A 25,436-nucleotide genomic window follows, 5' to 3' on the forward strand; every position below is an offset into this window, starting at 1 on the left:
CCCCCGAAAGTGCCCTTGCGGTGCAGGTCAGGGCGCATGTCGTCGCTACTTCCAGCGGAAATGTACGAAGAGCCGGCCGAAGTTCTTCGAGTCCTTCTCGACCCGGTGGTAGAGCTGCTTGACGTCCTTCTGGTCGAGGAACCGCAGCACCCGCTTCTTGAGCTGCCCGGAGCCCTTGCCGGGGATGATCTCGACGAGGGTGGCCTTCTTCGCCACCGCCTCGTCCATGATCCCGCGCAGCGCCCGGTCGATGTCGTGGCCCTTGTTGAAGATCTCGTGCAGGTCCAGCTTCAGCTTCATGCCGCGCCCACCGCCAGGTCAGCTCCCATGCGCCCAATCGTAGGCGGGCCCGCGGCCGGCCTGCGGACACGCGTCGGGGCGGCCCCGCAGGACCGCCCCGAGGGACGTGCGTCAGCGACCGAGCCCGACCCGGGTCTCCACCCGGCGCAGCGCGGTCGTGTAGTCGTCGTTGGTCGAGTGCATCGCCGCGGCGATCCGCAGGTGCCGCAGCGCGTCCGCGTGCCGGTTCAGCCGCTCCAGGGTGCGGCCCAGCACGTGGTGCGCGTAGTGGTCGCTCGGGTCCCGCTCGACCAGCTCGCGCAGCTGCTCCTCGGCCCGGTTGAGCTGGGCCGACTGGAAGTACGCGCGGGCCAGCAGCTGGCGTACCGAGGAGTTGCCGGGCTCGGCCTCCACGATCGGCTCCAGCAGCCGGGCCGCTCCGGTCGGGTCACCCGCTTCGAAGAACATGGTCGCCCGCCGGTACTCCGCCAGAAGATCCATCCCGACCCACCTCCTCCTGTCGAGCCGCCTCTGGTCCGACGCTGGCACAACACGGGCCGCGCCGCGAGTGTTCCTGGCCGGAATCGCGATCAGGGGGCCGGGTCGTACCGGCCGTCGACCAGCTCCCAGGCCCGGACACCGCCCACGATCCCGGCAGTGTTCGGGACGACCACGACATCCTCGCCCATTCTGGCCAGCTGCTCCGGCCGGATCAGCCGGGAGTTGCCCCCGCCCAGGTAGAGCCGGTCCCAGCGGAACACCGGCCGCAGTCCCTCCACCACCTGCCGGATCCGCCGGGACCAGAACGCGTCGCCTAGCCGGCGCCGCTCCGGCTCCCCGACGTACGTGTCGTAGGTGGTGCCCCAGCGCACCGGCGCGTGCGACAGCTCCAGGTGCGGGGCGAGCAGCCCGCCGTCGAAGAGCGCGCTGCCCAGCCCGGTGCCGAGGGTCAGCACCAGCTCGCAGCCGGTCCCGGCGACCACCCCGGCCCCGTGCACCTCGGCGTCGTTGAGCACCAGCGCCGGCACCCCGAAGGCGTCGCTGAGCGCGCTGCGGACGTCGTACCCGGACCACTCGGCGACCAGGTCGGGGTCGACCCGGCTGCGCGGCCCGGAACGGGTCACGTAGTGCGGGGTGGCCACCACCACGCCGTGCCGGATCATGCCGGGCATCCCGACGGTCACCCGGTCCGCCGCGGGCAGCCGGGCGCCGAGTTCCACCAGCGTCTTGACGAAGAGCGCCGGCGGCAGGGGGTACGGCGTGGGCACCCGCAGCGGCCGGGCGCGCATCGTGCCGGCGGCATCCAGCACGCTCGCCTTGATCCCGCCACCGCCGCAGTCGATCGCCAGTGTGGTCACCACGGGAGTGAGTCTGCCTCGCGTCCCGGGCCCGCGTACCGCGGGTCGCCCGATCCGGCGCCCGCGGCGGCGACGGTACGCTCGGTTCCTCATGAGCGCCACGCTGATCGTCAAGGACCTCGCCGCCGGGCACGGTGACCGGCTGCTCTTCTCCGACCTGGAGCTGGTGGTCGCCCCCGGCGACGTGATCGGGCTGGTCGGGGTCAACGGGGCCGGCAAGTCCACCCTGCTGCGCACCCTGGCCGGGCTGCTGCCGGTGGAGCTGGGCAGCGTGTCGCTGAACCCGCCCACCGCCACCGTCGGCTACCTGCCGCAGGAGCCCGAGCGCCGGTCGGGCGAGGCGGTCCGCGACTTCCTGGCCCGGCGTACCGGGGTCACCGCGGCGCAGGCCGCCCTGGACGCGGCCACCGAGGCGCTGACCGCGGGCGGGCCCGGCGCGGACGACGCGTACGCGGACGCGCTGGAGCGGTGGCTCGGTCTCGGCGGCGCGGACCTGGAGGAGCGCGCGGAGCAGGTGGCCGCGGAGCTGGGGCTGACCGTCGACCTGGACCACCCGATGACCGCCCTCTCCGGCGGCCAGGCGGCCCGGGCCGGGCTGGCGTCGCTGCTGCTCAGCCGGTACGACGTCTTCCTGCTCGACGAGCCCACCAACGACCTGGACCTGGCCGGTCTGGAACGGCTGGAGCGGTTCGTCACCGGGCTGCGCGCCGGCACGGTGCTGGTCAGCCACGACCGCGAGTTCCTGACCCGGACGGTGACCCGGGTGCTGGAGCTGGACCTCATCCAGCAGCAGGTCCGGCACTACGGCGGCGGGTACGCGGCGTACCTGGAGGAGCGGGAGGTGGCCCGCCGGCACGCCCGCGCCGACTACGAGGAGTACGCCGACACCCGCGCGGCGCTGGAGGCCCGGGCCCGCACCCAGCGCGCCTGGATGGAGAAGGGCGTGAAGAACGCCCGACGCAAGGCCACCGACAACGACAAGATCGGCCGCAAGTTCCGGGCCGAGGCGACCGAGAAGCAGGCGGCGAAGGCGAAGCAGACCGAGCGGCTGATCGAGCGCCTCGATGCGGTCGAGGAGCCGCGCAAGGAGTGGGACCTGCGGATGGAGATCGCCGCCGCGCCCCGCGCCGGCGCGGTGGTGGCCTCGCTGCGCGGCGCCGTGGTCCGCCGGGGCGGCTTCACCCTCGGCCCGGTGGATCTGCAGATCGACTGGGCGGACCGGGTGGCGATCACCGGGGCGAACGGCTCCGGCAAGAGCACCCTGCTCGCCGCGCTGCTGGGCCGGCTGCCGCTGGACGCCGGGCACGCCGCGCTCGGCCCGGGCGTGGTGGTCGGCGAGGTCGACCAGGCCCGGGGGCTATTCCTCGGCGACCAGCCCCTGGTGGACGCGTTCGGCGCCGCCGTACCCGAGCTGGCCCCGGCGGACGTGCGGACGCTGCTGGCCAAGTTCGGCCTGCGCGCGGAGCACGTGCTCCGGCCGGCGGCGACCCTCTCCCCCGGCGAGCGGACCCGGGCGGCGCTGGCGCTGTTGCAGGGGCGCGGGGTCAACCTGCTGGTGCTCGACGAGCCGACCAACCACCTGGACCTGCCGGCGATCGAGCAGCTGGAGTCGGCGCTGGCCAACTACCCGGGGACGCTGCTGCTGGTGACCCACGACCGGCGAATGCTGGACGCGGTCAGCGTCAACCGGCGGCTGCGGGTGGACGCCGGGCGGATCGCCGAGGATTGATCCGTGCCGACCGGGGTGCGGCGGGTGAGAATGAGCCCATGCTCAAGTGGGAGTACGCGCTGCTGGTGCGGCGACGCCAGGCGGCCACCAACGACATCGGCTGGGAGGTCGTCTTCGTCTGGTACGGCCCGGACGGCTCGATGGTCGACGTCACGCCGTACGGCGACACCGCGCTTGCCCACCTGAACCGGGCCGGCGACCAGGGCTGGGAGCTGGTGGCGATGAGCGAGGACCCGTCGCTGCCCGGCAACAACGAGCTGCACCGCTACCACCTCAAGCGGCCGAAGGCGAGCGCGGCGCCACGCCAGCGGATGCGGGGCGGCGGCCGGCCCGCCCGGCGCACCATTTCCGGCTGAACCGGGCGGGCCACGCATACCGGGCGGCGATGCGGGTAACGGCCGGCGGGAGGTGGCCATGGTCGCGCTGGCTCAGACGCCGCCCTCGGCCGAGCGGCTGCGGGCGATCGACGGATTCCTCGCCGAGGCCTGGGCGGACCAGGTCCGCCACGACGAACGGCTGCGGGCGCTCGACGTGGAGGTGCGGTTCGACCGGGGGGTCGCCCACCTGACCGGTGCGGTGGCCGAGCCGGCCGAGCTGCGGATGGTCCGTGACCTGGTCGGCCGGCTGGCCGGGGTCTACGGCGTGTGGTGCCGGGTCGGCGTGGGCGGCCGGGAGCCGGTGGTGGTGGACCTGGGCTGCGGTGGCCAGAAGCAGTACCCGACCAACCTGGGACTGGACATCTTCCCGGCGCACGGGGTGGACGCCGTGGCGGACCTGTCCGGCTCGCTGCCGCTGGCCGACGACTCGGTCGACGTCTTCTTCGCGGTGCACATCCTGGAGCACCTGATCGACTTCCTGCCGCTGGTGGACGAGTGCCATCGGGTACTGCGTCCGGGCGGCGTGCTGCACGTGATGAGCCCCTGGTGGGGGCACGTCAACGCGGTGGCCGACCCGACCCACGTACGCCTGCTCGACGTACAGACGATCAAGGGCATCTGCGGGCAGCGCCCGCCGGGCACCCCGCGCTGGTACCCCCTGCACGCCGGCTGCGACGGCGCCTCGATCTTCGCCGACCTCACCCCCCTCCCCGCTACCGACCCCCCACCCTCCCCCTCCCACCTGGCCCGCTTCTTCGCCTGACCCCGCTCCACGCCTGACTCCGCTCCACGCCCGTCGATCATGAAGTTGTTGCCGCGCCACGCCGACGGGGCGGGCAACAACTTCATGATCAACGAGGGCCAGCGGGGGGTGGGGTCAGTGGGGGTGGGTGCTTTCGCGGGGGGTCAGGCGGTAGGGGGCGGTGAGGTCGCGGGGTGGGGTTTCCCGGTCGCCGTCGACGCGGGCGGCGAGCATCTCGACGGCCAGGCGGCCGATGCGCTCCTTGTCGGGGGCGATGGTGGTCAGGGTGGGCACGCTGAACCGGCCGTCCTCGATGTCGTCGAAGCCGGCCACCGCGACGTCCTCGGGCACCCGCAGGCCGGCCTCGTGCAGGGCGCGTAGGGCACCGAGGGCGAGGGTGTCGTTGAAGCAGAAGACGGCGTCGGGGCGTACCCCGGTGGCGAGCAGGTGGCGGACGGCGGCGGCGCCGTCCGCGCGGTGCCAGGCCGGCGCGGGCGCCACCAGGGCCTCGTCGTAGGCGATGCCGGCGTCGGCGAGCGCGGCGGCGTAGCCGGCGAGGCGGAGCCGGGCGCTGGCGCCCTCGGGGGTGCGCTGCGACCCGACGGCGGCGATCCGGCGGCGACCGAGGCCGACGAGGTGGGCGGTGATCTCCCGGGCGGCGGCCACGTTGTCGATGCCGACGTGGTCGGCCGGGCCGTGGTCCACCCGCTCGCCGAGCAGCACCATCGGCGTGCCGTCCAGGCCGGCGAGGTCCTCGGCGGTGAGCGCCAGCGGGCTGAGGATCAGACCGTCGATCATGTGGTCGCCGATGCCGGCGGCGGCGACCCGCTCGCGCTCGGCCCCGCCGCCGGTCTGGTCGATCAGCACCGTCCAGCCGCGCTCCGCGGCGGCGGTGACGACGTGCCGGGCAAGTTCGGCGAAGTACGGGATGTCCAGCTCCGGCACGGCCAGTGCGATCACCCCGGTACGCCCCTTGCGCAGATTGCGGGCGGAGAGGTTGGGCCGGTAGTTCAGCTCGGCGATCGCCTCCTCGACCCGGGCCCGGGTGTCCGGCCGGACGTGCAGGTAGCCGTTGACCACGTTCGAGACCGTCTTGACCGACACGCCGGCCCGCTCGGCCACGTCCTTGAGCCTGTGCCGCACTGGACTTCCTCCCCGAGTCGCTGCCCGAACCTTACCGTGTCACGACCGCATTACAGCCCCTTTACAACGTTGCTTACAACGTTGTAGAAACCATGGATACCGGGTGACCGCGGTCACCCGGAACCGGCAACAGGAAAGGTGGCACCCCCCTTGCGGACCGCGCAGCTCACCATCGACCCCGCCTTCGCGATCGGCCCCGCTGACCGGCGGCTCTTCGGCTCCTTCGTCGAGCACATGGGGCGCTGCGTCTACGGCGGGGTCTACGAGCCCGGCCACCCCACCGCCGACTCGCGCGGCCTCCGCGGCGACGTGCTCTCGCTCACCCGTGAGCTGGGCGTCTCCGTGGTCCGCTACCCCGGCGGCAACTTCGTCTCCGGGTACCGCTGGGAGGACGGCGTCGGCCCGGTCGGCGACCGCCCGCGCCGGCTCGACCTGGCCTGGAAGACCATCGAGACCAACGCCTTCGGGCTGGACGAGTTCATGACCTGGGCCGCCGAGGCCGACGTCGAGCCGATGATGGCGGTCAACCTGGGCACCCGGGGCGTGCAGGAGGCCTGCGACCTGCTGGAGTACGCCAACCACCCGGGCGGCACCCAGCTGTCGGACCTGCGCCGCAAGCACGGCGCCGAGGAGCCGTACGGGGTGCGGCTCTGGTGCCTCGGCAACGAACTGGACGGCCCCTGGCAGGTCGGCCACAAGACCGCCGACGAGTACGGCCGGCTCGCCGCCGAGACCGCCCGGGCGATGAAGATGATCGACCCCTCGATCAGCCTGGTCGCCTGCGGCAGCTCCAACCGGCGGATGCCCACCTACGCCTCCTGGGAGGCGACGGTGCTGGAGCACACCTACGAGCACGTCGACTACATCTCCGCGCACACCTACTACGACCCGTCCGACGGCGACCGGGCCAGCATCCTGGCCTCGGCGGTGGACATGGACAACTTCATCCGCGAGGTGGTCGCCACCGCCGACCACGTGGCCGCCAAGCAGCGGCACCGGCGCAAGCTCAAGGTCTCCTTCGACGAGTGGAACGTCTGGTACGAGTCCCGTCTCAAGGACGACCTCGACCGGCGCGGCTGGGTCGAGGCGCCCGCACTGATCGAGGACGACTTCACCGCGGTCGACGCGGTGGTCGTCGGTGACCTGCTGATCACCCTGCTCCGGCACGCCGACCGGGTCGGCGTCGCCTGCCAGGCGCAGCTGGCCAACGTGATCGCCCCGATCCGCACCCGCACCGGCGGGCCGGCCTGGCGGCAGAGCATCTTCCACCCGTTCGCCCTCACCGCCCGCTACGCCCGGGGCACCGTGCTGCGCACCGAGCCGGTCTCGCCGGACTACGAGACGAAGCGGTTCGGCGCGGTGCCGGTGCTGGACACGGTGGCGGTGCACGACGAGGAGTCCGGCGAGCTGACCGTCTTCGCGGTCAACCGGGGCTCCGACGACCTCCCGCTCGACCTGGACCTGCGCGGCCTGCCCGGCCTGCGCGGGGTCGAGCACCTGAGTCTCGCCGCCGGGGACGACCCGGAGGCGATCAACACCGAGGCCGAGCCCGACCGGGTGACGCCTCGCGCACTGCCCACCCCCACCCCCGACGGCGGTCGCTGCACCGTACGCCTGCCGGCGGTCTCCTGGAACGTGCTGCGTTTCGCGTCGCAGTCCTGACCAGGGAATACTTCACCCCGTCCCCCAAGGAGAAACCCGGATGATGCAGAACGAAATGAGCCGGCGGCGGCTGCTCGGTCTCGGCGTGGGTCTCGGCGCGGCCGCGTCGCTCACCCTCGCCGGTTGCGGCGGCGGCAGCGCCAGCAAGTCGACCGCGACCGGCAACGGTGGCAAGGAGTACACCGGCCCCAAGGTCTCGCTGAACCTGTGGAACGGCTTCACCGGCGGCGACGGCGACATCTTCAAGAAGCTCGTCGAGCAGTTCAACTCCGAGCACCAGAACATCGCGATCGCGGTGAACACGTACCGGTGGGACGACTACTACAGCAAGCTCCCCGGTGCGGTCTCCAGCGGCTCCGGCCCGGACATCGCGGTCATGCACATGGACCAGCTGGCCACCTTCGCCGCCCGCGGCGTGATCACCGAGCTGGACGACGTGGCCAAGGCGCTGGAGCTCAGCGAGAGCGACTTCGCGCCGACCGTCTGGAAGGGCGGCCTCTACAACAACAAGCGGTACGGGATCCCGCTGGACATGCACCCGCTCGGCTTCTACTACAACAAGGCCGTCATGCAGAAGGCCGGCCTGGACCCGAACAAGCCGCCGACCACCCGGGACGAGTTCACCGCCGCGCTGACCGAGCTGAAGAAGTCCGGCGTGCAGGGCTTCTGGATCAGCCCGTTCCAGTTCACCGGCGGCATGACGTTCTACTCGCTGCTGCACCAGTGGGGTGGCACCCTCTTCGACGCCGAGGTCACCAAGGCGACCTTCAACTCCGACCCGGCGATCGAGGCGTGCACCTGGCTGGTCGACCTGATCAAGCAGGGGCACTCGCCGTCGAACGTCGGCCAGGACGGCGACTACCTCGCCCTCAAGAGCGGCAAGAACGCCTTCAACTTCAACGGCATCTGGCAGATCAACGACATCGCCAAGGACCCGAGCGCGCAGATCGGCGTCGCCGAGCTGCCGCAGATCGGCAGCCAGAAGGCCGCCTGGGCGAACTCGCACAACTTCACCATCGTCAAGCAGCGCAGCGCCGACAACAACAAGATCTCCGGCGCGAAGGTGTTCATCAACTGGCTCAGCGAGCACTCGCTGGACTGGGCGAAGGGCGGTCAGGTCCCGGCCCGCAAGGAGGTCCGGGAGGGTGCCGACTTCAAGGCCATCCCGAACGTCGCGACGCTCGCCCCGGAGCTGGACTACGCGGCCTTCCCGCCGGCCGTTCCCGGGCTGGGCGAGGTGGTCACCACCTTCTACACCTCCTTCAACGAGGCCGTGCTGGGCAAGAAGTCGCCCAAGCAGGCCCTGGACGACGGCGCGGCCAAGGCGACCAAGCAGCTGGAGGACAACCGCAAGAAGTACGGGAGCTGATTTCCCGTGGCGGACGTGATCGAGGTCGGGGCGGCGCGCAAGGACGCGCCGCCCCCGGCGGGCGGGAAGAACCGCCGGGGCGCGACGGAGCGGGGCAGCCGCGCGACCCCGTACCTCTTCCTCGCGCCGTACCTGCTGCTCTTCCTGGCGTTCGGGCTGCTGCCGATCCTCTTCGGCGTCTGGCTGAGCGTCCACCAGTGGGACCTCCAACTGCCCAACCGGCCCTTCGTCGGGCTGGACAACTACCGTGACCTCTTCGACAGCGAGTCCGCCATCTACGGCGACTGGTGGTCCAGCGTCCGGGCCACCGCGATCTTCACGGTCTTCTCGGTGCCGCTGCTGGTGGTCGTACCGCTGGGGCTGGCGCTGCTGCTCAACCGGTCGTTCCCGGGGCGGACGTTCTTCCGGGCGCTCTACTTCGCGCCGTACGTGCTCGGGGTGGCGGTGATCGGCCTGCTCTGGCGCTTCCTGCTCGACGCCAACCTGGGCCTGGTCAACCGGCTGCTCGGCGCGGTCGGCCTGCCGTCGGACACCCCGTGGGTGACCGACGTGCCGTGGGCCTGGGTGTCGCTGGTCGGGGTGACCGTCTGGTGGACCTCCGGGTTCAACGCGGTGATCTACCTGGCCGGCCTGCAGGACATCTCGCCGGAGCTCTACGAGGCGGCGCGGATGGACGGGGCGAACGCCTGGGACCGGTTCCGCAACGTCACCCTGCCCGGACTGCGCCCGGTCATGCTCTTCGTGCTGACCACCACGATCCTCGCCTCGGCGAACGTCTTCGGGCAGTCGTTCCTGATCACCCAGGGCGCGCCGGGCCAGCAGACCCGCACCGTGGTCTGGCGGATCGTGGACGAGGGTCTGCGGGACAACGACGCGGGCCGGGCCGCGGCGATGAGCATCGTCTTCGCGCTGGCGCTCACGGTGATCAGCATCGTCAACTTCCGGTTCTTCCGGTACCGGGAAGACTGAGGGGCCGACCATGACGACTCTCCGCCGCTTCACGCGCTACGCGGTCCTGGTGCTGCTGGCCCTGGTCTTCCTGACCCCGCTGCTCTGGATGGCGATCACCTCGGTGAAGACCTACGGCGACGCGCAGAAGATCCCGCCGAGCTTCCTGCCCCAACCGTTCTCCACCTACGGCTACGAGCAGATCCTCGGCAACACCTCGAACCCGGTGCTCCGCTGGTTCGTCAACAGCATGCTGGCGGCCACCCTGCACGCGCTGCTGGTGCTGGTGACCGCCTCGATGGCCGCGTACGCGCTGGCCCGGCTCCGGTTCCGCGGCCGGGCGGTCAGCTTCGCGCTGATCGTGGGAACCCTGTTCATCCCGCCCACCTCGCTGATCATCCCGAACTTCGTGATCGCCGACCGGCTCGGCTGGCTGGACACCCTGACCGTGGTGATCGTGCCCGGCGCGGCCAGCGCGTTCGGGGTGTTCTTCCTGCGGCAGTTCTTCCTCAGCATCCCCGCCGAGCTGGAGGAGGCGGCGGTGCTGGACGGCGCCAACCACTGGCAGATCTTCACGCAGGTGCTGCTGCCGCTCTCCAAGCCGGCCCTGGCCACCCTGGCGGTGCTGTCGTTCCTGACCAACTGGAACGACTTCCTCTGGCCGATCTACGTGCTGTTCAGCCCGGAGCGGCTGACCCTGCCGGCCGGCCTGGGCCTGCTCCAGGGCGCCTATGTCAGCGACTACCCGGTGATCATGGCCGGGGCGGTGCTGGCCAGCGTGCCGGTGCTGATCCTCTTCGTGGCGGCCCAGCGGCACATCATCCAGGGCGTCTCGCGCAGCGGCCTGAAGGGATGAGCGCCGGGCACACCCGGCTACGCGGTGCGGCGGCGGCCCTCGCCGCCGCACTGCTCGTCGCCGGCTGCGGCGGTGGAGAAACCCCATCGAGTACGGGAGACGACGCGAGCGTGTTCACCAACCCCGTGGTACGCGCCGACGCCCCCGACCCGCAGGTGATGCGGGCCGGCGACGCCTGGTGGCTGTTCCACACCAACAGCGGCGGCCGCAACGTGCCGGTGCGGCGCTCGGCCGACCTGGTCGACTGGAGCGAGGCGGAGGACGCCCTGCCCGAGCTGCCCGACTGGGCGGACCCGGGGAAGACCTGGGCGCCGGAGGCGATCCAGCTCGCCCCGGACCGGTTCCTGCTCTACTACACCGTCGCCGGGCGGGATTCCGGCCGGCAGTGCGTGGGGCGGGCGGTGGCCAGCAGTCCGCGGGGGCCGTACCGGGACGACTCGACCGAGCCGTTCATCTGCCAGGCCGAGCTGGGCGGGGCGATCGACGCCAGCCCGTTCCGGGACACCGACGGCAGCCTCTGGCTGCTCTGGAAGAACGACGGCAACGCGATCGGGGTGGACACCTGGCTCTGGTCGCAGCGCCTCTCCGACGACGGGCTGCAGCTGGTCGGCGAGCCGACGAAGCTGCTGAAGCAGACCGAGCCGTGGGAGGGCACCCTGATCGAGGGCCCGTTCCTCCACCGGCAGGATGGGCGGTTGTACCTCTTCTTCGCCGCCAACGCGTACGAAAAGGCGAGCTACGCCGAGGGGTACGCGGTCTGCGAGAGCCCGACCGGCCCCTGCGTGAAGGCCGCCGAGAACCCGATCCTGAAGACCAACGAGGTCGCCTCGGGTCCCGGCCACGCCTCGATGGTGGTCAAGGACGGCCGGACCTGGCTGGTCTACCACGCCTGGCCGCCCGGCCAGGAGGGCAGCGTCGACCCCGGCCGCCAGGTCTGGCTCGACGAGGTGGTCTGGGAGAACGGCAAACCCGTCGTCAAGGGCCCCACCGCCACCCCCCAACCCCGCCCCTGACCCACCCCCACCCCAGGCGCACGCCGTCCCGGACGCACGCCGTCCCGGACCCACCCGCCGCGCGCGGACCCCGCCCGGTCACCCGCCCCGCGGGCACCCCGCCCCGGACGCACCCCCCGCTCTCGGGCGCACCCCCCGCTCTCGGGCGCAAATACAGAGAAAGAGTGGCTATCCGACGCGGAATAGCCACTCTTTCTCTGTATTTGGCCCTACCGGTCCGGCCCGGCCGGTCACGGGGCGGAACGGGACGGGGGCGGAACGGGCCGGGGGCCCGGGCCCCGGTTACGGGGTGGGGGTGCGGGGGGTGGGGGCTGCCGGGGTGGTGGTGGCGAGGCGGTTGCGGCGGTAGCCGTAGCCGAAGTAGATGACGGCGCCGAGCAGCATCCAGATCAGGAACCGGATCCAGGTCTCCACCGACAGGTTGAGCATCAGGTAGAGGCAGGCCAGCGCCGAGACGATCGGCAGCACCGGGGAGAACGGCACCTTGAACGGCCGGTCCAGGTCGGGGCGCTTGCGGCGCAGGATCGGCACCGCGACCGAGACCAGCACGAACGCGCAGAGCGCGCCGATGCTGACCAGGTCGGCCAGGGCCGACAGCGGCAGGAAGCCGGCGAGCAGCGCGACCGCCACCGTCATCACCGCGGAGATCCGGTACGGGGTGCCCCAGCGGGGGTGCACCTTGGCGATCGACGGCGGGATCAGGCCGTCCCGGGAGATGGCGAAGCCGATCCGGCCCATGGCCACCAGGTCGACCAGGATCACACTGGTCAGGCCCGCGATGGCCGCGATGGAGACCAGCACGCCGGCCCAGCCCGCGCCGGCCGCCGTGAAGGCCGAGGCGATCGGGGCGCCCCGGTCGATCTCGGTGTACGGCACCATGCCGACCACGACCAGCGAGACGCCGATGTACAGCACGGTGGAGATCAGCAGCGTGCCGAGCAGGCCCAGGGTGAGGTCGCGCCTGGGACGGCGGGTCTCCTCGCCGAGGTTCGCCACGGCCTCGAAGCCGGTGTACGCGAAGAAGACCACCGCGGCGGCGCTGAGCACCCCGACGAAGCCAAAGACCGAGGGCTCCAGCCCGAACAGCGCCTGGGTGACGGGCTGCTTGATGCCGTCGTCGGCGGCGCCGGCGGGCTCCGCCGGCGGGATGAACGGGGTGAGGTTGGCGGCCTTCACGAAGAACAGCCCGGCGGCCACGATGAAGACGCAGATGGCGACCTTGACCAGCACCAGCAGATTGGTGACCCGGGCGGACTCCCGGATGCCGACGATGGCGACCACGCCGAGCAGCAGCACGATGCCGATCGCGCCGAGGTTGACCACGCTGCCCTCCTCGCCGAACCAGGCGGTGGGCAGGCCGAAGAGTTCCGCGAGGTAGCCGGACCAGCCCCGGGCCACCACCGCCGCGCCGAGGGCGAACTCCAGCAGCAGGTCCCAGCCGATGATCCAGGCGACGATCTCGCCCATCGTCGCGTACGCGTAGGTGTAGGCGCTGCCGGCGGTCGGCACGCTGGAGGCCAGCTCGGCGTAGCAGAGCGCGGCGAGCAGCGCGACCACCCCGGCGATGGCGAACGAGATCACCACGCCGGGCCCGGCGCTGTCCCGGGCCTCGATGCCGGTCAGCGTGAAGATGCCGGTGCCGATCACGATGCCGATGCCGAAGCCGGTGAGGTCACGCGCGCCGAGGTGGCGTTTCAGCCCTGGCTTGCCGTCGTTCCCGTCGGCCTCGCCCTGGGCCAGCACGTCCCTGATCGGTTTGGTGCGCAGCACGGACACCGCGTTCACCCCTTCCTTGACCACCCCCGTGGCGGCCGGTGACCGGCGATGCTACCCAGGACGGACCCTCGCCAATCACCACTTCCCGGGCTGATCGGACGCTGACCGGACGTGTGGGGACCGTCACGCTTCGCACGGTTGCCGGCCTGGCCACCCGCGGCGAGGTTGCCGGTATCCGGACATCCAGGTCGGACCCTTGCGCGAAGCCCACCAGGTGTGAAAATTTCCTACCAGCGGTAGATAGCCGCTGGCGAATCTTGCCACGGACGCCGCGACAACCGGGAGCCCGACGAAGGGACACACCGCATGAAGGCAACTCGGCTCCGAGCCGCCGGGCTGGCCGTGGCACTGCTCGGCGCGCTGGTCGCCGGCTCGCCCGCGAGCGCCGCACCGGACACGGCGGCCACCGAACCCGCCACCACCGACTGCATCACCGACCCGGCCACCCCGAAGCGCCAGTTCCGGGCCATGTGGATCGCGTCGGTCACCAACATCGACTGGCCCAGCAAGGCCTCGCAGACCGCCCCAGACCAGGTCGCCAAGCAGCAGGCGGAGTACCTGGCCTGGCTCGACCTGGCGCAGAAGCTCAACCACAACGCCGTCGTCGTCCAGGTCCGGCCGACCGCGGACGCGTTCTGGCCCTCGCCGCACGAGCCGTGGTCGGAGTACCTCACCGGGGTGCGCGGCCAGGACCCGGGCTGGGACCCGCTGAAGTTCCTCGTCACCGAGTCGCACAAGCGGAACCTGGAGTTCCACGCCTGGTTCAACCCGTACCGGGTCTCCATGCCGGCCCCGGGCGGTGCCGGCGCGGACCTCACCAAGCTCGCGCCGAACCACCCGGCACGGCAGCACCCGGAGTGGACCTTCGCCTACCCGCCGGCCGGCGTGGCCGGCAGCCGGCTCTACTACAACCCCGGCATCCCCGAGGTCCGCGAGTTCGTCCAGACCGCGATGATGGATGCGGTCAACCGGTACGACATCGACGGCGTGCACTTCGACGACTACTTCTACCCGTACCCGAGCGGCACCCACCAGGTGCCGGACGACGCCACCTTCGCCGCCCACAACCGGGGCTTCACCGACAAGGCGGACTGGCGGCGGGACAACATCAACCTGCTGATCCAGGAGATGAACGCCAAGATCAAGGCGGTCAAGCCGTGGGTGAAGTTCGGGGTCAGCCCGTTCGGCATCTGGCGTAACAAGTCGGCCGACCCGCTGGGCTCGGACACCACCGGCAGCCAGTCGTACGACATCATCTCCGCCGACACGCGTACCTGGATCAAGCAGGAGTGGATCGACTACGTGGTGCCGCAGCTCTACTGGTACATCGGCCAGTACCCGGCCGCCGACTACGCCCGGCTGGTGCCGTGGTGGGCCGAGACGGTACGCGGCACCCGGGTGCAGCTCTACATCGGCCAGGCCGACTACAAGAGCGGTGAGCCGGTGTACGGGCCGTTCTGGCAGAACCCGCGCGAACTCTCCGACCACCTGACGCTCAACCGGTCGTACCCCGAGGTGCTCGGCAACGTGCACTTCTCGGCCGTCCAGGTGCGGGCCAACCGGCTCGGCGCCACCGACATCTACGCCGCCGAGCACTACTCCCGGCCGGCGCTGGTGCCGGCGATGCCGCACCTGCCCGCCAAGCCGCTGCTGCCCCCGGTGGTCACCGGGGCGGAGCGGTCCGACGACGGGGTACGGCTGAACTGGCGGCAGCCGGCCGACGGCCAGGGTCCGTTCGGCGACGCCACCTCGTACGCGGTCTACCGCTTCGACTCCGACGAGCGGGTGGACGCCTGCGGCTTCGCCGACGCGTCTCACCTGGTCGGCACCCTGCGCGCCGACGACGCCACCGCGGTGCAGTCCTTCGTGGACGCCACGGCGGAGCCGGGGCGAACGTACACGTACCACGTGACCGCGCTGGACCGGCTCTGGAACGAGAGCCTGCCCAGCCCGGCGCGGGTGGTGCGCTGACCCAGCCGCGAATGCCCCGGGCGGCGACCGCCCGGGGCATTGGTCTGTTTCATCGTCTGTCATCAATAGTACCCGCGGGTAACACCTCCAGGTACGGGGATTGATCGAAACTGATGCGACCAACGGTGATCCACCGGTCACTGGTCGTACGCCACCCCCGCGGAGGTACCCGAATGCCCAGACGACTCGCCACCCTCTTCGCCGCCGGCGCGTTCGCCCTGCTCGCCCTGCTCGGCGTGAGCTCGCCCGCGTTCGCGGTGACCCCCGAGCAGAAGCTCTCGGTGCTCTCCAGCTGGACACAGACCAGCGCCACCAGCTACAACGCCTGGAACTCCGCCCGGCTGAACAAGGCCGCCTGGGCCGACTACGCCTTCGACTGGTCCACCGACTACTGCTCGTCGAGCCCGGACAACCCGCTCGGGTTCAACTTCACTCTCTCCTGCGCCCGGCACGACTTCGGCTACCGCAACTACAAGGCGGTCGGCCAGTTCTCCGCCAACAAGGCCCGCGTGGACAGCGCCTTCTACGAGGACCTGAAGCGGGCCTGCGCCCCGTACAACGTCGTCGTCCGGCCGGCCTGCTACAGCCTGGCCTGGACCTACTACCAGGCGGTCAAGACCTTCGGCTCCGTCGCCGCCGTCCAGCAGTCCGACATCGACCGGGCCGCCCGGATGAAGGCAGACGCGGAGCGCCGCGCCGCCCTGCGCGGCTGACCCCGCCGCCGTCGACTCCGCCGGGCGTCCCAGACCGGGGCGCCCGGCGGTGTCAGGCCCGCTCCCGGCGGTCCAGCTCCTGCCGGCCCAGGCCACCCTGCCGGGGCGCGGCCGCGCCGGCGGTGCGGAACCGGATCGAGTCCGCCCCCAGGTCAGGGTGCTCCACCGCCAACGCCAGCGCCGCCGCCTCCTCCAGGCCCAGCTCGCCCCCCTCGCCGTACGCGGTGTCGAAGGCGGCGTCGCCGAGCACCCGGCGCAGCTCGGCCTGGCGCTCCAGCCAGTAGCTGCCGTAGATGCCCGGGCTGCCCCGCAGCTGCGCCCGGGTCGCCTGCGCCGCGCCGAAGAGCCGGGCGGCGGTGCCCAGCTCACCACCGGCGGCGCAGCGGACCGCCACCGCGTTGACCGTGTCGCAGGCCCGGCCGTGGTAGCCGTGGCTCATCCGGGACCGGAGCGCCACCAGCAGGTGCTCGTGCGCGGCGACCAGATCGCCCCGGGCCAGGGCGACCATACCGAGCAGCATGTCCACCGACCGCCGGCCCCGCTCGACCGGCCGCGCCGCCTCCACCGGGCGGGCCGCGCCGAGCAGCTCCGCCGCCTCGTTCAGCGCACCCCGCCGCCACAGCAGCTCGGCCAGGTTGTAGACGGCGAAGAGCGCGTCGCCGGTCACCCGCTGCTCGTGTGCCCAGTCGATCACCTCGCGGCAGACCCGCTCCGCCTCGGCGAACTGCCCCATGTCGATCAGCGGCGCGGCCCGCCCGGCCAGCACCCGGGCGAGCAGCCCGGCGTCACCGGCCTGCCGGGCCGCCGCCTCCGCCCGCTGCGAGTAGCGCAGCTCCTCGGCGAACTCGCCGTCCGCGCCGGCGTGCAACGAGTGCAGGTGGTACGCCGCCGCCAGCTCCGCCTCCGGGATCGCCTCGCCGGTCTCGGCGATCCGCCCGTAGAGCCGGAACAGCCAGAGCCGCGCCTCCCGGGACAGCCCCCGCTCCCGCCACCACTGGTCCAGCCCGCCGGCCAGCCGCAACCCGGCCCGGGCGCTGCCCCCGGTGGCGCACCAGCGCAGGGCGGCCCGCAGCTCACCGGCCAGCGGGTCGAGCGCGTACAGCGAGAGGGTCACCGGTTGGCCGTCCGGGCCCAGGTGGGCGCGCTCCAGCGCGTGCGCCGACCAGGCGACGTGCCGGTCCCGCGCGGCCTGCTCCTCGCCGGCCTCCACCAGCCGGCGGGCCGCGTACGCCCGGATCGGGTCGAGCATCCGGTAGGTGCTGCCCGACGCGTGCGGCTCGGCCAGCAGCATCGACTTGTCCACCAGCACCGACAGCGGGTCGAGCGGGTCGTCGTCGAGCAGCCACTCCACGGTGGACAGCTCGACCGGACCGGCGAAGACCGCCAGCCAGCGGAGCAGCCGCGACGCGCGCGGCCCCAACGTCCGGTACGACCAGGTGACCGTCGCCTGCATGGTGAGGTGGCGCTCGGTGGCGGAACGCTGCACCGCCCGGTGCGCGGCCGACGGGGGCACGGCCCCGGCCGCCGCGGCGACCAGGTCCACGGTGTCCTGCTGGTTGCCCGTCCAGCCCCGGTCCGCCGGCGGCTCCGGCACGACCCGCCCGGCGTCCAGCGTGCCGAGCACGTCGTCGAGGCGGGCGGCGAGCTGCCCGGCGGAGAGCACCCGGAGCCGGGCGGCGGCCAGCTCGATCGCGAGCGGGAGGCCGTCCAGCCGCCGCACCACCCGACGCAGGTCACCGGCCTCCGCCCAGTCCGGCGGCCGGCCGCCCCGGGCCGCCGCCGTCCGGTCCAGCAGCAGCGCCACCGCGTCGCTCTCGGTACGCCCCGGCTGCGGGTCCACCGAGAGCGGCGGGATCCGCCAGACCACCTCGCCGGGCAGGCCGAAGGACTCCCGGCTGGTGGCCAGCACCCGCACCTTGCTCCCGCCGGCGAGCAGCCGGGAGATCACCTCCGCGCAGGCGGCCGGCTGGGCGTCGCAGGTGTCCAGCACCACCAGCATCTGCCGGGCGGCGGCGTACTCGACCAGGGTGTCCAGCATCGGGCGGCCCGGCTCCGGGCGCAGCCCGAGCACCGCGGCGACCGCGAACGCCACCAGCCCCGGGTCGGTCACCGTGGCGATGTCGACGAACCAGACCCCGTCCGGGTACGCCTCGACCATCCCGCCGGCCAGCTCGACGGCCATCCGGGTCTTGCCGGCGCCGCCGGCGCCGAGCACGGTGACCAGCCGGTGCCGGCGTACCAGCAGGTCGAGCTCCGCGCGCTCGGCCTCCCGGCCGATGAAGGAGGTGACCTGGGTGGGCAGGTTGTGCGGCACCGCGTCGGCGGTGCGCGGCCGGGGGAACTGCCGTTCCAGGCCGGGCGCGACGAGCTGGAAGAGCCGTTCCCGGTCGTCGAAGCCGCGCAGCCGGTGCAGGCCGAGGTCGAGCAGGGACGCACCGGACGGCAGCGGTTCGGCGTGCCGGGCGGTCGCCGCCGAGCAGAGCACCTGCCCGCCGTGGGCGGCGGCGGCCACCCGGGCGGCCCGGTGCACCTCGGGGCTGGCGTACTCGCCGTCGCGCGGCTCCGCGTAGCCGGTGTGCAGCCCCATCCGCACCCTGGGGGTGGCTTCCGGGGTGGGCCAGTCGTGGGTGGACAGCGCGCGTTGGGCGCTCAGGCAGGCGGTCAGCGCCGCCGCCGCGTCGGGAAAGGCGAGGAAGAACGAGTCGCCCTCGGTCAGCAGCTCCGCGCCGTCGGTGCCGGCGAGGGTGTCCCGGAGCAGCCGGCGATGCTCCCACAGCACGGGGCGGTAGCCCGACCCGAGCAGCTGGGCCAGCCGGGTCGAACCCTCGATGTCGGTGAACACGAAGGTCACCCACCCGCTCGGGAGGTGGATCCGTGGCGACATGCGTGGAACCTCCGCCCCTGACGTCGGCTTCATGCTGCCCTATGGTCGGGCCGTCACGCATCGTGAGAACGGCCGGGCGGCGTCCGCCCCAAGGTGCCATTGCCCCCGGTCAGCGGCAAGGTCTGCGCCGCCGAACGGGCCGGTCGGGGCCGCTCAGCAGCAGCCGCCACCCCCGCAGCAGCCACCGGCCGGCGCCGGCCGAGCGCCGCCGACCGGTCCACCACCGCCCCGGCCGGTCACCGCGACGGTGGAGAGCAGCTTGACCGTGTCGGCGTGTCCCTGCGGGCAGGACGCCGGATCACCGGCCCGGGCCATCGGGCGGTTGACCTCGAAGGTGTCGCCGCAGGCGCGGCAGCGGAACTCGTACCGGGGCATGCTCCCAGCGTACGGCCGGGCCTGACGGTCGCACCCGGATGGGTGATACTCGACGGGTGGCGAGCGGCGAGGAACCATCGACGGTGCGACCCCTGCGACCGGCGACGCCGCCCGACGGGCCGCTCGGCAGCTCCGGCGCCGCGCCGGACCCGACCCCGGTCCCCCGTCCCCGCCGCCCCTTCCTCGGCCGGTCCGCCGACGAACCGTCGACCGCGACCACCGCCGGCAGCGCGCCGACCACCGTGGAGCCGACCGCCGCCGGCAGCGCGCCGACCACCGTGGAGCCGACCGCCGCCGGCGCGGCGCAGGCCGGGCCGGGGACGCCCGGCACGGCGAAGGCGGACGCCGGGACGGCCGACGTGTCGGAGGCCGGCCGGGAGAACGTCGACGCGAGCAGGGCCGACACCGAGCGGGCTGACGCGGAGCGGGCTGACCCGGAGAAAGCCGACGCCGAGGCCGCCGACCCGAGCAGGGCCGTCGCTGAGAAGGCCGGCGACCCGGGCAGGACCGGGGCGGACAGAGCCGGGGCGAAGGCTGCGGACCCGAGCAAGGCCGGCGCGGACAAGACCACCGACCCGAGCAAGGCCGGCGCGGACAAGACCGACACGGAGGCCGGTGACGGGAGCAGGGCCGGCGCGCAGGCCGCCGCCACGCCCACCGACGGCCCGGAGAAGGAGCCGGCGAAGGACGACGTCAAGGCCGGCGGCGAGCCGGGACGGCGTCGCCGGGTGCCGTTCGCGCACGCCGTCCGGCTTCCCCCGCCCCGGCAGGCGGTGGTCGGCGCGGCCCGGGCCACCCGGGCCTGGTCCCGACGCCCGAGCGGCCGGCTGACCCTGCCCGGGGTGTTCCTCGTCGCGCTGGTCGCCGCCACCGCCGTGGTGGGCGCCGTGGTGGTCCCGTCGGCCGTCCGGTCGCCGAAGCCGGTGGCCGTGGACGCGACCGACGGCGCCGTGGTCGTACCCGCGCCGGGTGCGCTGCCCGGCGCGACCGCCGTGCCGGTGCTGCCCGGCGGGACGGCGCTGCCCGGGCTGCCGCCCGCGACCGGGCTGCCCGGCGGCGTGCCGCCGACCGGGCCGGTCGTCCCGCCCGCCACCGGCCGCCCGGCCGACGCCCTGGCCGCCTGGGCCCAGACCACCGGCGCGCGGGTCGGCATCTCGCCGGTGGCCATGCAGGCGTACGGCTACGCCGAGCTGGTGCTCGCCGAGACCAACCGGAGCTGCCAGCTGAGCTGGACCACGCTCGCCGCGATCGGGTACGTCGAGTCGCGGCACGGGCAGGCCAACGGCGCCAGCCTCCAGTCCACCGGCCGGGCCGAACCGGAGATCATCGGCGACCCGCTCGACGGGCAGGGCGGCCGGTCCCGCATCACCGACACCGACCGGGGACTCTTCGACCGGGACACCGTCTACGACCGGGCCATCGGGCCGATGCAGTTCATCCCGACGACCTGGCAGGAGATCGGCGTCGACGCCGACAACGACGGCCGCAAGGACCCGCACGACCTGGACGACGCGGCGCTCGCCGCCGCCCGGTACCTCTGCAAGGGCGGCCGGAACATGACCATCCCCGGCGACTGGTGGGGCGCCATTCTCTCCTACAACGATGTGCGCCGGTACGCCCAGGATGTCTTCGACAAGGCCAACCAGTACGGGGTGGCCAGCCGTACGTGAGGTGATCGTCCGCATACATTGCCGGACCAGACACTTCCCCCCGGCAGCCGATGACGGCAAGCTAGACGGGTGATGGTGCGCGAGTGGGATCCCCGGACCGCGTCGTCCGACGAGGTCGCGTCCGTGCTGGACACGCTGAACGCGGTCCTGGCGGCGGATCTCCCGCAGGACCCGCCCTGGCGGGAGAGTTCCCTGCGGGAATACCTCTCCGAGGTGATGCCGGGTGAACGGCGGATCTCCTGGGTCGCCCAGGCGGAGCCCGGGCCGGACGGCCGCCCCGGCCCGATCCTCGGCCACGTGCACGTGCTGCTGCTCGGCGACATCGGCGTCCTGGAGGTGCTGGTGCACCCCGACATCCGGCGTACCGGACTGGGCCGCGAGCTGGTCCTGCTCGCCGCCCGTCGGGTCTACCAGGAGGGCTTCCAGTCGATCGGCGTCGAGGTGGTCGGTGACACGCCGGCGATCGCCTTCTACGAGTCGCTCGGCTTCTCTCGGGAGTACGTCGAGACCCGCAGCGTGCTCGACCTCGGCGCGGTGGACTGGCCGGCGCTCGCCGAGATGGCCACCGGGATCGGCGCCGGCTACCACCTGGAGTTCTGCCCGGGCGGCCCGCCGGACGACCTGATCGAGGCGTACGCGCGGGCCAAGGCCGAGGTGCGCGACGTCGACGACGGCGAGCTGCGCCCCAGCTCGTACGACCCGCAGCGGCTGCGGGACAGCCTGGACACGCTGCACCGGCGGGGCATGAAGCCATACATCGTGCTGGCCCTGCACGAGCACAGCGGCGAGGTCGCCGGGCTGACCGAGGTGGTGGTGCCCGCGCAGCACCCCACCCGGGCCGACCAGTACGACACGATCGTGGTGCAGGACCACCGCGGCTACGGCATCGACCGGGCGATCAAGGCCCGGATGCTGCTGGAGCTGCGCTCGGCCGAGCCGACGCTGGCCGAGGTGCAGACCTGGAACGCCCAGGCCAACGAGGCGATGCTCAAGGTGAACGCCGAGCTGGGCTACCGCCCCGACCGGGAGTGGTGCGAATACAGCGTGGACGTCGCCGAGCTGGTGCACCGACTCGACGCCGCCCGCTGACCGCGAGTTCACCACACCGCCCCCCACGGGGGATGGACGGCGGCAAGCACCGACACTTAACGTGCGTTAGTCCCCGTCCACCCATCGTGGAGGCTTTATGCGCCCGCGCCGCAGATACGCCGCGCTCGCAACCGCCGCCGCCGTCACCCTTCCGGTCATCGGCGTCGCACCCACCGCGGCCATCGCCGCGCCCACCGACCTGTTCATCTCCGAGTACGTCGAAGGCTCGTCGAACAACAAGGCGATCGAGCTGTTCAACGGCACCGGCTCCCCGGTCGACCTCACGGCCGGCGGCTACCAGCTCCAGCTGTACTTCAACGGCTCCACCACGCCGACGAACGTCGCGCTGAGCGGCACCGTCGCCGCCGGCGACGCCTTCGTCTTCGCCGCCTCCTCGGCCGCCCCGGCGGTGCTCGCTCAGGCCGACCAGACCACCGGCGCGTCGCTGTTCAACGGGGACGACGCGATCGTGCTGCGCAAGGCCGGCGCGGTGCTCGACTCGATCGGCCAGATCGGCGTCGACCCCGGCACCGAGTGGGGCAGCGGGCTGACCAGCACCGCCGACAACACGCTGCGGCGGCTGCCGTCGGTCTCCAGCGGGGACACCGACCCGTCCGACGCGTTCGACCCGGCCGCCCAGTGGACGGGCCTGCCGACCGACACCTTCGACGGTCTGGGCGCGCACAGCGTGGACGGCGGCGGCCCGGTCGACCAGCCGGCCACGCTCAACTGCGGCGGCACGCTGACCCTGGAGGCCGGCGCGACCGCCACCCGCCAGGTCACCGCCACCGACGCGGACGACACGATCACCGACCTCGCGGTCACCTCGGTCAACCCGACGCCGGCCACCGGCTCGATCAGCCGGACGGCCGTCACGCCGGCCACCGCCAGCGGCGGCACCGCCACCGCCACGGTCACCGCGACCGGCCTGCCCGGCGGGGCGTACGCCGTGACGCTGACCGCCACCGACGCCGAGGGCGGCACCGCCACCTGCACGCTGACCGTCCAGGTCACCACCGTGCTCTCGGTCGGCGAGGTGCAGGGCCCGACCCGGGACGACGAGGACGGCCACACCGACCGCTCGCCGCTCGCCCCGGCCAGCGGCAACGGCACCAGCTCCACGCTGTACGACGTGCGCGGCGTGATCACCCAGAAGTCGCTCACCCGCACCTCGGCCGGCGCCGACCAGTACGGCTTCTACCTGCAGAGCCGCAAGGGCACCGAGGACGGCGACCCGCTCACCTCCGACGGCCTCTTCGTCTTCACGGGCTCGTTCACCACACTGATCGGCGGCTACGCGCCGACCGTCGGCGACGAGGTGGTGCTGCGCGGCCGGGTGTCGGAGTACTTCAACCAGAGCCAGCTCTCCGGCGCCTCGCTGGTACGCAAGCTCGACTCCGGCCTGGACGTGAACACCGCCGTCGCGGTGGACGACGCGGTCCCGCCGGCCGAGGCGGCCGACGCGAACCGGTTCTGGGAGCGGCACGAGGGCACCCGGATGCGGGTCCGCTCGGGCAGCGGGGTGTCCGCCCCGCGCCACATCTTCGCCTCCACCGCCGACTCCGAGATCTACGTGGTGGACCGCGAGGACCCGATCATGGAGCGGACCGACCCGTACGCCCGGCGGGTGTTCCGGGACGCCCACCCGCTGGACGACATCCCGGGCACCCTCTTCGACAACGGCAACAACCAGCGCGTCCTGCTGGGCGCAGGCGGGTTCAAGGCCACGGCCGGCGACTCGACCGCGCTGCTGCCGCCGGCCCGCACCTTCGACACCCTCGCCACGGACGCGTTCGGCGCGGTCGCCTACGGCTTCAGCAAGTTCACCGTGCAGCCGGAGACGCTCTCCCTCACCGCGGGCGCCGACCCGTCGGCGAACAACCCGCCGCAGCCGGCCGACCGCAACCGTGAGGTGGCCGTCTCGACCTACAACGTGGAGAACCTGTACGACTTCCGGGACGATCCGTTCGACGGCTGCGACTTCACCGGCAACCCCGGCTGCACCGGTGTCCGGCCGCCGTTCGACTACGTGCCGGCCGACGAGGCCGACTACCGGGAGCACCTGGCCGCCCTCGCCGACCAGATCCGCGCCGACCTGCACTCCCCGGACCTGATCCTGGTGCAGGAGGCCGAGGACCAGGACATCTGCACGGTCTCCGGCACCGAGCTGGTCTGCGGCGACACCAACGACGCCGACGGCGCTCCGGACACCCTCCAGGACCTGGCGCTGACGATCGCGACCGCCGGCGGCCCGGCCTACGCCGCCGCGTACGACCGGACCGGCGCGGACGCCCGGGGCATCACCTCCGCGTTCCTCTACCGCACCGACCGGCTCTCGCTGGCCGAGGCGACCGCCACCGACCCGCTGCTCGGCGCCACGCCGACGGTGGAGTACCGGTCGGCGGGGCTGCCGTCCAACGCGGACGTGCAGAACCCGAAGGCGCTCAACGCGCGGCTGCCCGCCGACACGGACACCTCGACGGGCAAGGACGGCGACAACGTCTTCACCCGCGCCCCCCAGCTGGGCAAGTTCGTGGTGCGGGCGACGCCGGACGGCTCGGAGTCCTACCTGCTGTACGCGCTGAGCAACCACTACTCGTCCGGCCCGGACACCAGGGTCGGGCAGCGGACCGAGCAGGCGACGTACGGCGCCGCGATCGTCACCGCGGTCGAGGAGTCGGACCCGCACGCCCGAGTGGTCTACGGCGGCGACATGAACGTCTTCCCCCGCCCGGACGACCCGATCGCCACCGCGGCGAACCCGACCCCGTCGGACCAGCTCGCCCCGCTCTACGAGGCCGGCCTGCACAACCTCTGGGACGACCTGGTCGCGGACGTCCCGGCGGCGGCGTACTCGTACGCCTTCAGCGGGCAGGCGCAGACGCTGGACAGCATCTTCGTCAACGACGCGCTCCACGCCGACCTGGTGCAGGTGCGCACGGCGCACGTCAACGCCGACTGGCCGTCCGACGTCAGCGGCGACGGGTCGCGTGGCGCGAGCGACCACGACCCGTCGGTCGCCCGGTTCCGCGCGCAGCCGTCGCTGCGGGTGGCCGACGCGTCGGTCGCCGAGGGCGACAAGGGCGACAGCACGCTGACGTTCACCGCGACCGTGTCGCGGCCGCTGTCGGCGCCGACGACGATCTGTGCCGCCGCCGTCGGCCTGACCGCCACGGCCGGGTCGGACTTCGACCCGTACGTCGGCTGCCGGGTGCTGCCCGCCGGGCAGACCTCGCTGGCCTTCCCGGTGACCGTCCGGGGTGACCGGAAGGTCGAGGCGGACGAGAAGATCGCCTTCGCGGTCGCCGGCCCGCTGAACCTGCGGTTGGCCGATCCGCTGGCGGTCGGCACCGTCACGAACGACGACTGACCGTTCGACGCACGGGCGACGGCCCGCCGGCCAGGCACACGCCTGGCCGGCGGGCCGTCGTCGTGTCCGGGAGGGACCCGGGGCAACCGAACGGGGGGCGGGTGGCGTGTAC

The 25,436-nt window shown here is 72.9% G+C and carries 20 protein-coding genes; 13 read left to right on the plus strand and 7 right to left on the minus strand.

Going from position 1 to position 25,436, the window contains the following annotated elements; genetic code table 11:
- Positions 1-45: 45 nt before the first annotated feature.
- From V6U89_RS13275 to V6U89_RS13285, 3 genes are all read right to left on the minus strand, one after another.
- The gene (locus V6U89_RS13275) at positions 46-300 is read right to left on the minus strand and encodes a Smr/MutS family protein (RefSeq protein ID WP_030329768.1); all 255 of its coding nucleotides are present in this window, start codon (positions 298-300) and stop codon (positions 46-48) included.
- Positions 301-411: 111 nt separating this feature from the next.
- Entirely contained in the window at positions 412-780 is a 369-nt protein-coding gene (locus V6U89_RS13280; protein ID WP_088960164.1) for a tetratricopeptide repeat protein, read from the minus strand.
- Positions 781-869: 89 nt separating this feature from the next.
- Positions 870-1,640 (minus strand): ROK family protein, encoded by a 771-nt coding sequence (locus V6U89_RS13285; RefSeq protein ID WP_334571268.1) that lies wholly within the window; start codon positions 1,638-1,640, stop codon positions 870-872.
- 88 nt (positions 1,641-1,728) lie between these two features.
- Here V6U89_RS13285 and V6U89_RS13290 point away from each other — a divergent pair, with 88 nt between their 5' ends.
- From V6U89_RS13290 to V6U89_RS13300, 3 genes are read left to right on the plus strand one after another with little or no spacing between them, the layout of a single operon-like run.
- Positions 1,729-3,366: an ABC-F family ATP-binding cassette domain-containing protein gene (locus V6U89_RS13290; protein WP_334571269.1), complete on the plus strand. Its 1,638-nt coding sequence runs from the start codon at positions 1,729-1,731 to the stop codon at positions 3,364-3,366.
- 38 nt (positions 3,367-3,404) lie between these two features.
- A complete protein-coding gene (locus V6U89_RS13295; protein ID WP_334571270.1) occupies positions 3,405-3,722 on the plus strand; it encodes a hypothetical protein in 318 nt (105 codons plus the stop codon).
- A 58-nt stretch (positions 3,723-3,780) separates the two neighbouring features.
- Positions 3,781-4,506, plus strand: a complete 726-nt coding sequence (locus V6U89_RS13300) for a methyltransferase domain-containing protein (protein WP_334571271.1) — start codon at positions 3,781-3,783, stop codon at positions 4,504-4,506.
- 114 nt (positions 4,507-4,620) lie between these two features.
- On the opposite strand, the gene V6U89_RS13305 is transcribed toward V6U89_RS13300, so the two are convergent.
- The gene (locus V6U89_RS13305; RefSeq protein ID WP_334571272.1) at positions 4,621-5,628 is read right to left on the minus strand and encodes a LacI family DNA-binding transcriptional regulator; all 1,008 of its coding nucleotides are present in this window, start codon (positions 5,626-5,628) and stop codon (positions 4,621-4,623) included.
- A gap of 150 nt (positions 5,629-5,778) precedes the next feature.
- Between V6U89_RS13305 and arfA the strand changes: the two genes are divergently transcribed.
- Genes arfA through V6U89_RS13330 form a run of 5 tightly spaced genes read left to right on the plus strand, consistent with a single transcriptional unit; the run spans position 5,779 to position 11,476 of the window.
- Positions 5,779-7,290, plus strand: coding sequence for an arabinosylfuranosidase ArfA (gene arfA, locus V6U89_RS13310; protein WP_334571274.1), 1,512 nt, complete (start codon positions 5,779-5,781; stop codon positions 7,288-7,290).
- Between the two features lie 40 nt (positions 7,291-7,330).
- A complete protein-coding gene (locus V6U89_RS13315; protein ID WP_334571275.1) occupies positions 7,331-8,659 on the plus strand; it encodes an ABC transporter substrate-binding protein in 1,329 nt (442 codons plus the stop codon).
- A 6-nt stretch (positions 8,660-8,665) separates the two neighbouring features.
- Positions 8,666-9,628 carry a carbohydrate ABC transporter permease gene (locus tag V6U89_RS13320; RefSeq protein ID WP_154941731.1) on the plus strand — a complete coding sequence of 321 codons (963 nt, stop codon included), beginning with the start codon at positions 8,666-8,668 and terminating at the stop codon, positions 9,626-9,628.
- A gap of 10 nt (positions 9,629-9,638) precedes the next feature.
- Positions 9,639-10,463, plus strand: a complete 825-nt coding sequence (locus tag V6U89_RS13325) for a carbohydrate ABC transporter permease (protein ID WP_334571276.1) — start codon at positions 9,639-9,641, stop codon at positions 10,461-10,463.
- On the plus strand, positions 10,460-11,476 hold the full coding sequence (locus V6U89_RS13330) for a glycoside hydrolase family 43 protein (protein WP_334571277.1): 1,017 nt from the start codon (positions 10,460-10,462) through the stop codon (positions 11,474-11,476). Before V6U89_RS13325 ends, V6U89_RS13330 begins: the two co-directional genes overlap by 4 nt.
- A 282-nt stretch (positions 11,477-11,758) precedes the next feature.
- On the opposite strand, the gene V6U89_RS13335 is transcribed toward V6U89_RS13330, so the two are convergent.
- Entirely contained in the window at positions 11,759-13,261 is a 1,503-nt protein-coding gene (locus tag V6U89_RS13335) for an amino acid permease (protein ID WP_442933913.1), read from the minus strand.
- Between the two features lie 297 nt (positions 13,262-13,558).
- Here V6U89_RS13335 and V6U89_RS13340 point away from each other — a divergent pair, with 297 nt between their 5' ends.
- Both V6U89_RS13340 and V6U89_RS13345 read left to right on the plus strand, forming a co-directional pair.
- Positions 13,559-15,223, plus strand: a complete 1,665-nt coding sequence (locus V6U89_RS13340; RefSeq protein ID WP_334571278.1) for a glycoside hydrolase family 10 protein — start codon at positions 13,559-13,561, stop codon at positions 15,221-15,223.
- Positions 15,224-15,396: 173 nt separating this feature from the next.
- A complete protein-coding gene (locus V6U89_RS13345) occupies positions 15,397-15,936 on the plus strand; it encodes a phospholipase (RefSeq protein WP_334571279.1) in 540 nt (179 codons plus the stop codon).
- A gap of 52 nt (positions 15,937-15,988) precedes the next feature.
- Here the strand turns inward: V6U89_RS13345 and V6U89_RS13350 are convergent, their stop codons facing one another.
- Together V6U89_RS13350 and V6U89_RS13355 are read right to left on the minus strand one after the other, a co-directional pair.
- Positions 15,989-18,820, minus strand: coding sequence for an ATP-binding protein (locus V6U89_RS13350; protein WP_334571280.1), 2,832 nt, complete (start codon positions 18,818-18,820; stop codon positions 15,989-15,991).
- A gap of 153 nt (positions 18,821-18,973) precedes the next feature.
- Entirely contained in the window at positions 18,974-19,195 is a 222-nt protein-coding gene (locus V6U89_RS13355) for an FmdB family zinc ribbon protein (RefSeq protein ID WP_334571281.1), read from the minus strand.
- Positions 19,196-19,554: 359 nt separating this feature from the next.
- Here V6U89_RS13355 and V6U89_RS13360 point away from each other — a divergent pair, with 359 nt between their 5' ends.
- The 3 genes from V6U89_RS13360 (at position 19,555) to V6U89_RS13370 (ending at position 25,324) form a co-directional block, all read left to right on the plus strand.
- Complete coding sequence (locus V6U89_RS13360) at positions 19,555-20,865, plus strand: lytic murein transglycosylase (RefSeq protein WP_442933919.1); 1,311 nt, start codon at positions 19,555-19,557, stop codon at positions 20,863-20,865.
- Between the two features lie 72 nt (positions 20,866-20,937).
- Positions 20,938-21,954 carry a GNAT family N-acetyltransferase gene (locus V6U89_RS13365; RefSeq protein ID WP_334571407.1) on the plus strand — a complete coding sequence of 339 codons (1,017 nt, stop codon included), beginning with the start codon at positions 20,938-20,940 and terminating at the stop codon, positions 21,952-21,954.
- Positions 21,955-22,051: 97 nt separating this feature from the next.
- The gene (locus V6U89_RS13370; RefSeq protein WP_334571284.1) at positions 22,052-25,324 is read left to right on the plus strand and encodes a lamin tail domain-containing protein; all 3,273 of its coding nucleotides are present in this window, start codon (positions 22,052-22,054) and stop codon (positions 25,322-25,324) included.
- The last annotated feature ends 112 nt before the right edge of the window (positions 25,325-25,436 follow it).

This window comes from Micromonospora sp. CPCC 206171, from assembly GCF_036906755.1.
Lineage (GTDB): Bacteria > Actinomycetota > Actinomycetes > Mycobacteriales > Micromonosporaceae > Micromonospora > Micromonospora purpureochromogenes.

What these genes read in the sequence shown, in the direction of transcription:
- V6U89_RS13345 (WP_334571279.1), top strand. Translation starts at nt 15,397, where the DNA reads ATGCCCAGACGACTCGCCACCCTCTTCGCCGCCGGCGCGTTCGCCCTG.
- V6U89_RS13370 (WP_334571284.1), top strand. Translation starts at nt 22,052, where the DNA reads ATGCGCCCGCGCCGCAGATACGCCGCGCTCGCAACCGCCGCCGCCGTC.
- V6U89_RS13300 (WP_334571271.1), top strand. Translation starts at nt 3,781, where the DNA reads ATGGTCGCGCTGGCTCAGACGCCGCCCTCGGCCGAGCGGCTGCGGGCG.
- V6U89_RS13280 (WP_088960164.1), bottom strand. Translation starts at nt 780, where the DNA reads ATGGATCTTCTGGCGGAGTACCGGCGGGCGACCATGTTCTTCGAAGCG.
- V6U89_RS13275 (WP_030329768.1), bottom strand. Translation starts at nt 300, where the DNA reads ATGAAGCTGAAGCTGGACCTGCACGAGATCTTCAACAAGGGCCACGAC.
- V6U89_RS13295 (WP_334571270.1), top strand. Translation starts at nt 3,405, where the DNA reads ATGCTCAAGTGGGAGTACGCGCTGCTGGTGCGGCGACGCCAGGCGGCC.
- V6U89_RS13315 (WP_334571275.1), top strand. Translation starts at nt 7,331, where the DNA reads ATGATGCAGAACGAAATGAGCCGGCGGCGGCTGCTCGGTCTCGGCGTG.
- V6U89_RS13355 (WP_334571281.1), bottom strand. Translation starts at nt 19,195, where the DNA reads ATGCCCCGGTACGAGTTCCGCTGCCGCGCCTGCGGCGACACCTTCGAG.
- V6U89_RS13290 (WP_334571269.1), top strand. Translation starts at nt 1,729, where the DNA reads ATGAGCGCCACGCTGATCGTCAAGGACCTCGCCGCCGGGCACGGTGAC.
- V6U89_RS13325 (WP_334571276.1), top strand. Translation starts at nt 9,639, where the DNA reads ATGACGACTCTCCGCCGCTTCACGCGCTACGCGGTCCTGGTGCTGCTG.
- V6U89_RS13350 (WP_334571280.1), bottom strand. Translation starts at nt 18,820, where the DNA reads ATGTCGCCACGGATCCACCTCCCGAGCGGGTGGGTGACCTTCGTGTTC.
- V6U89_RS13365 (WP_334571407.1), top strand. Translation starts at nt 20,938, where the DNA reads ATGGTGCGCGAGTGGGATCCCCGGACCGCGTCGTCCGACGAGGTCGCG.
- V6U89_RS13340 (WP_334571278.1), top strand. Translation starts at nt 13,559, where the DNA reads ATGAAGGCAACTCGGCTCCGAGCCGCCGGGCTGGCCGTGGCACTGCTC.
- V6U89_RS13330 (WP_334571277.1), top strand. Translation starts at nt 10,460, where the DNA reads ATGAGCGCCGGGCACACCCGGCTACGCGGTGCGGCGGCGGCCCTCGCC.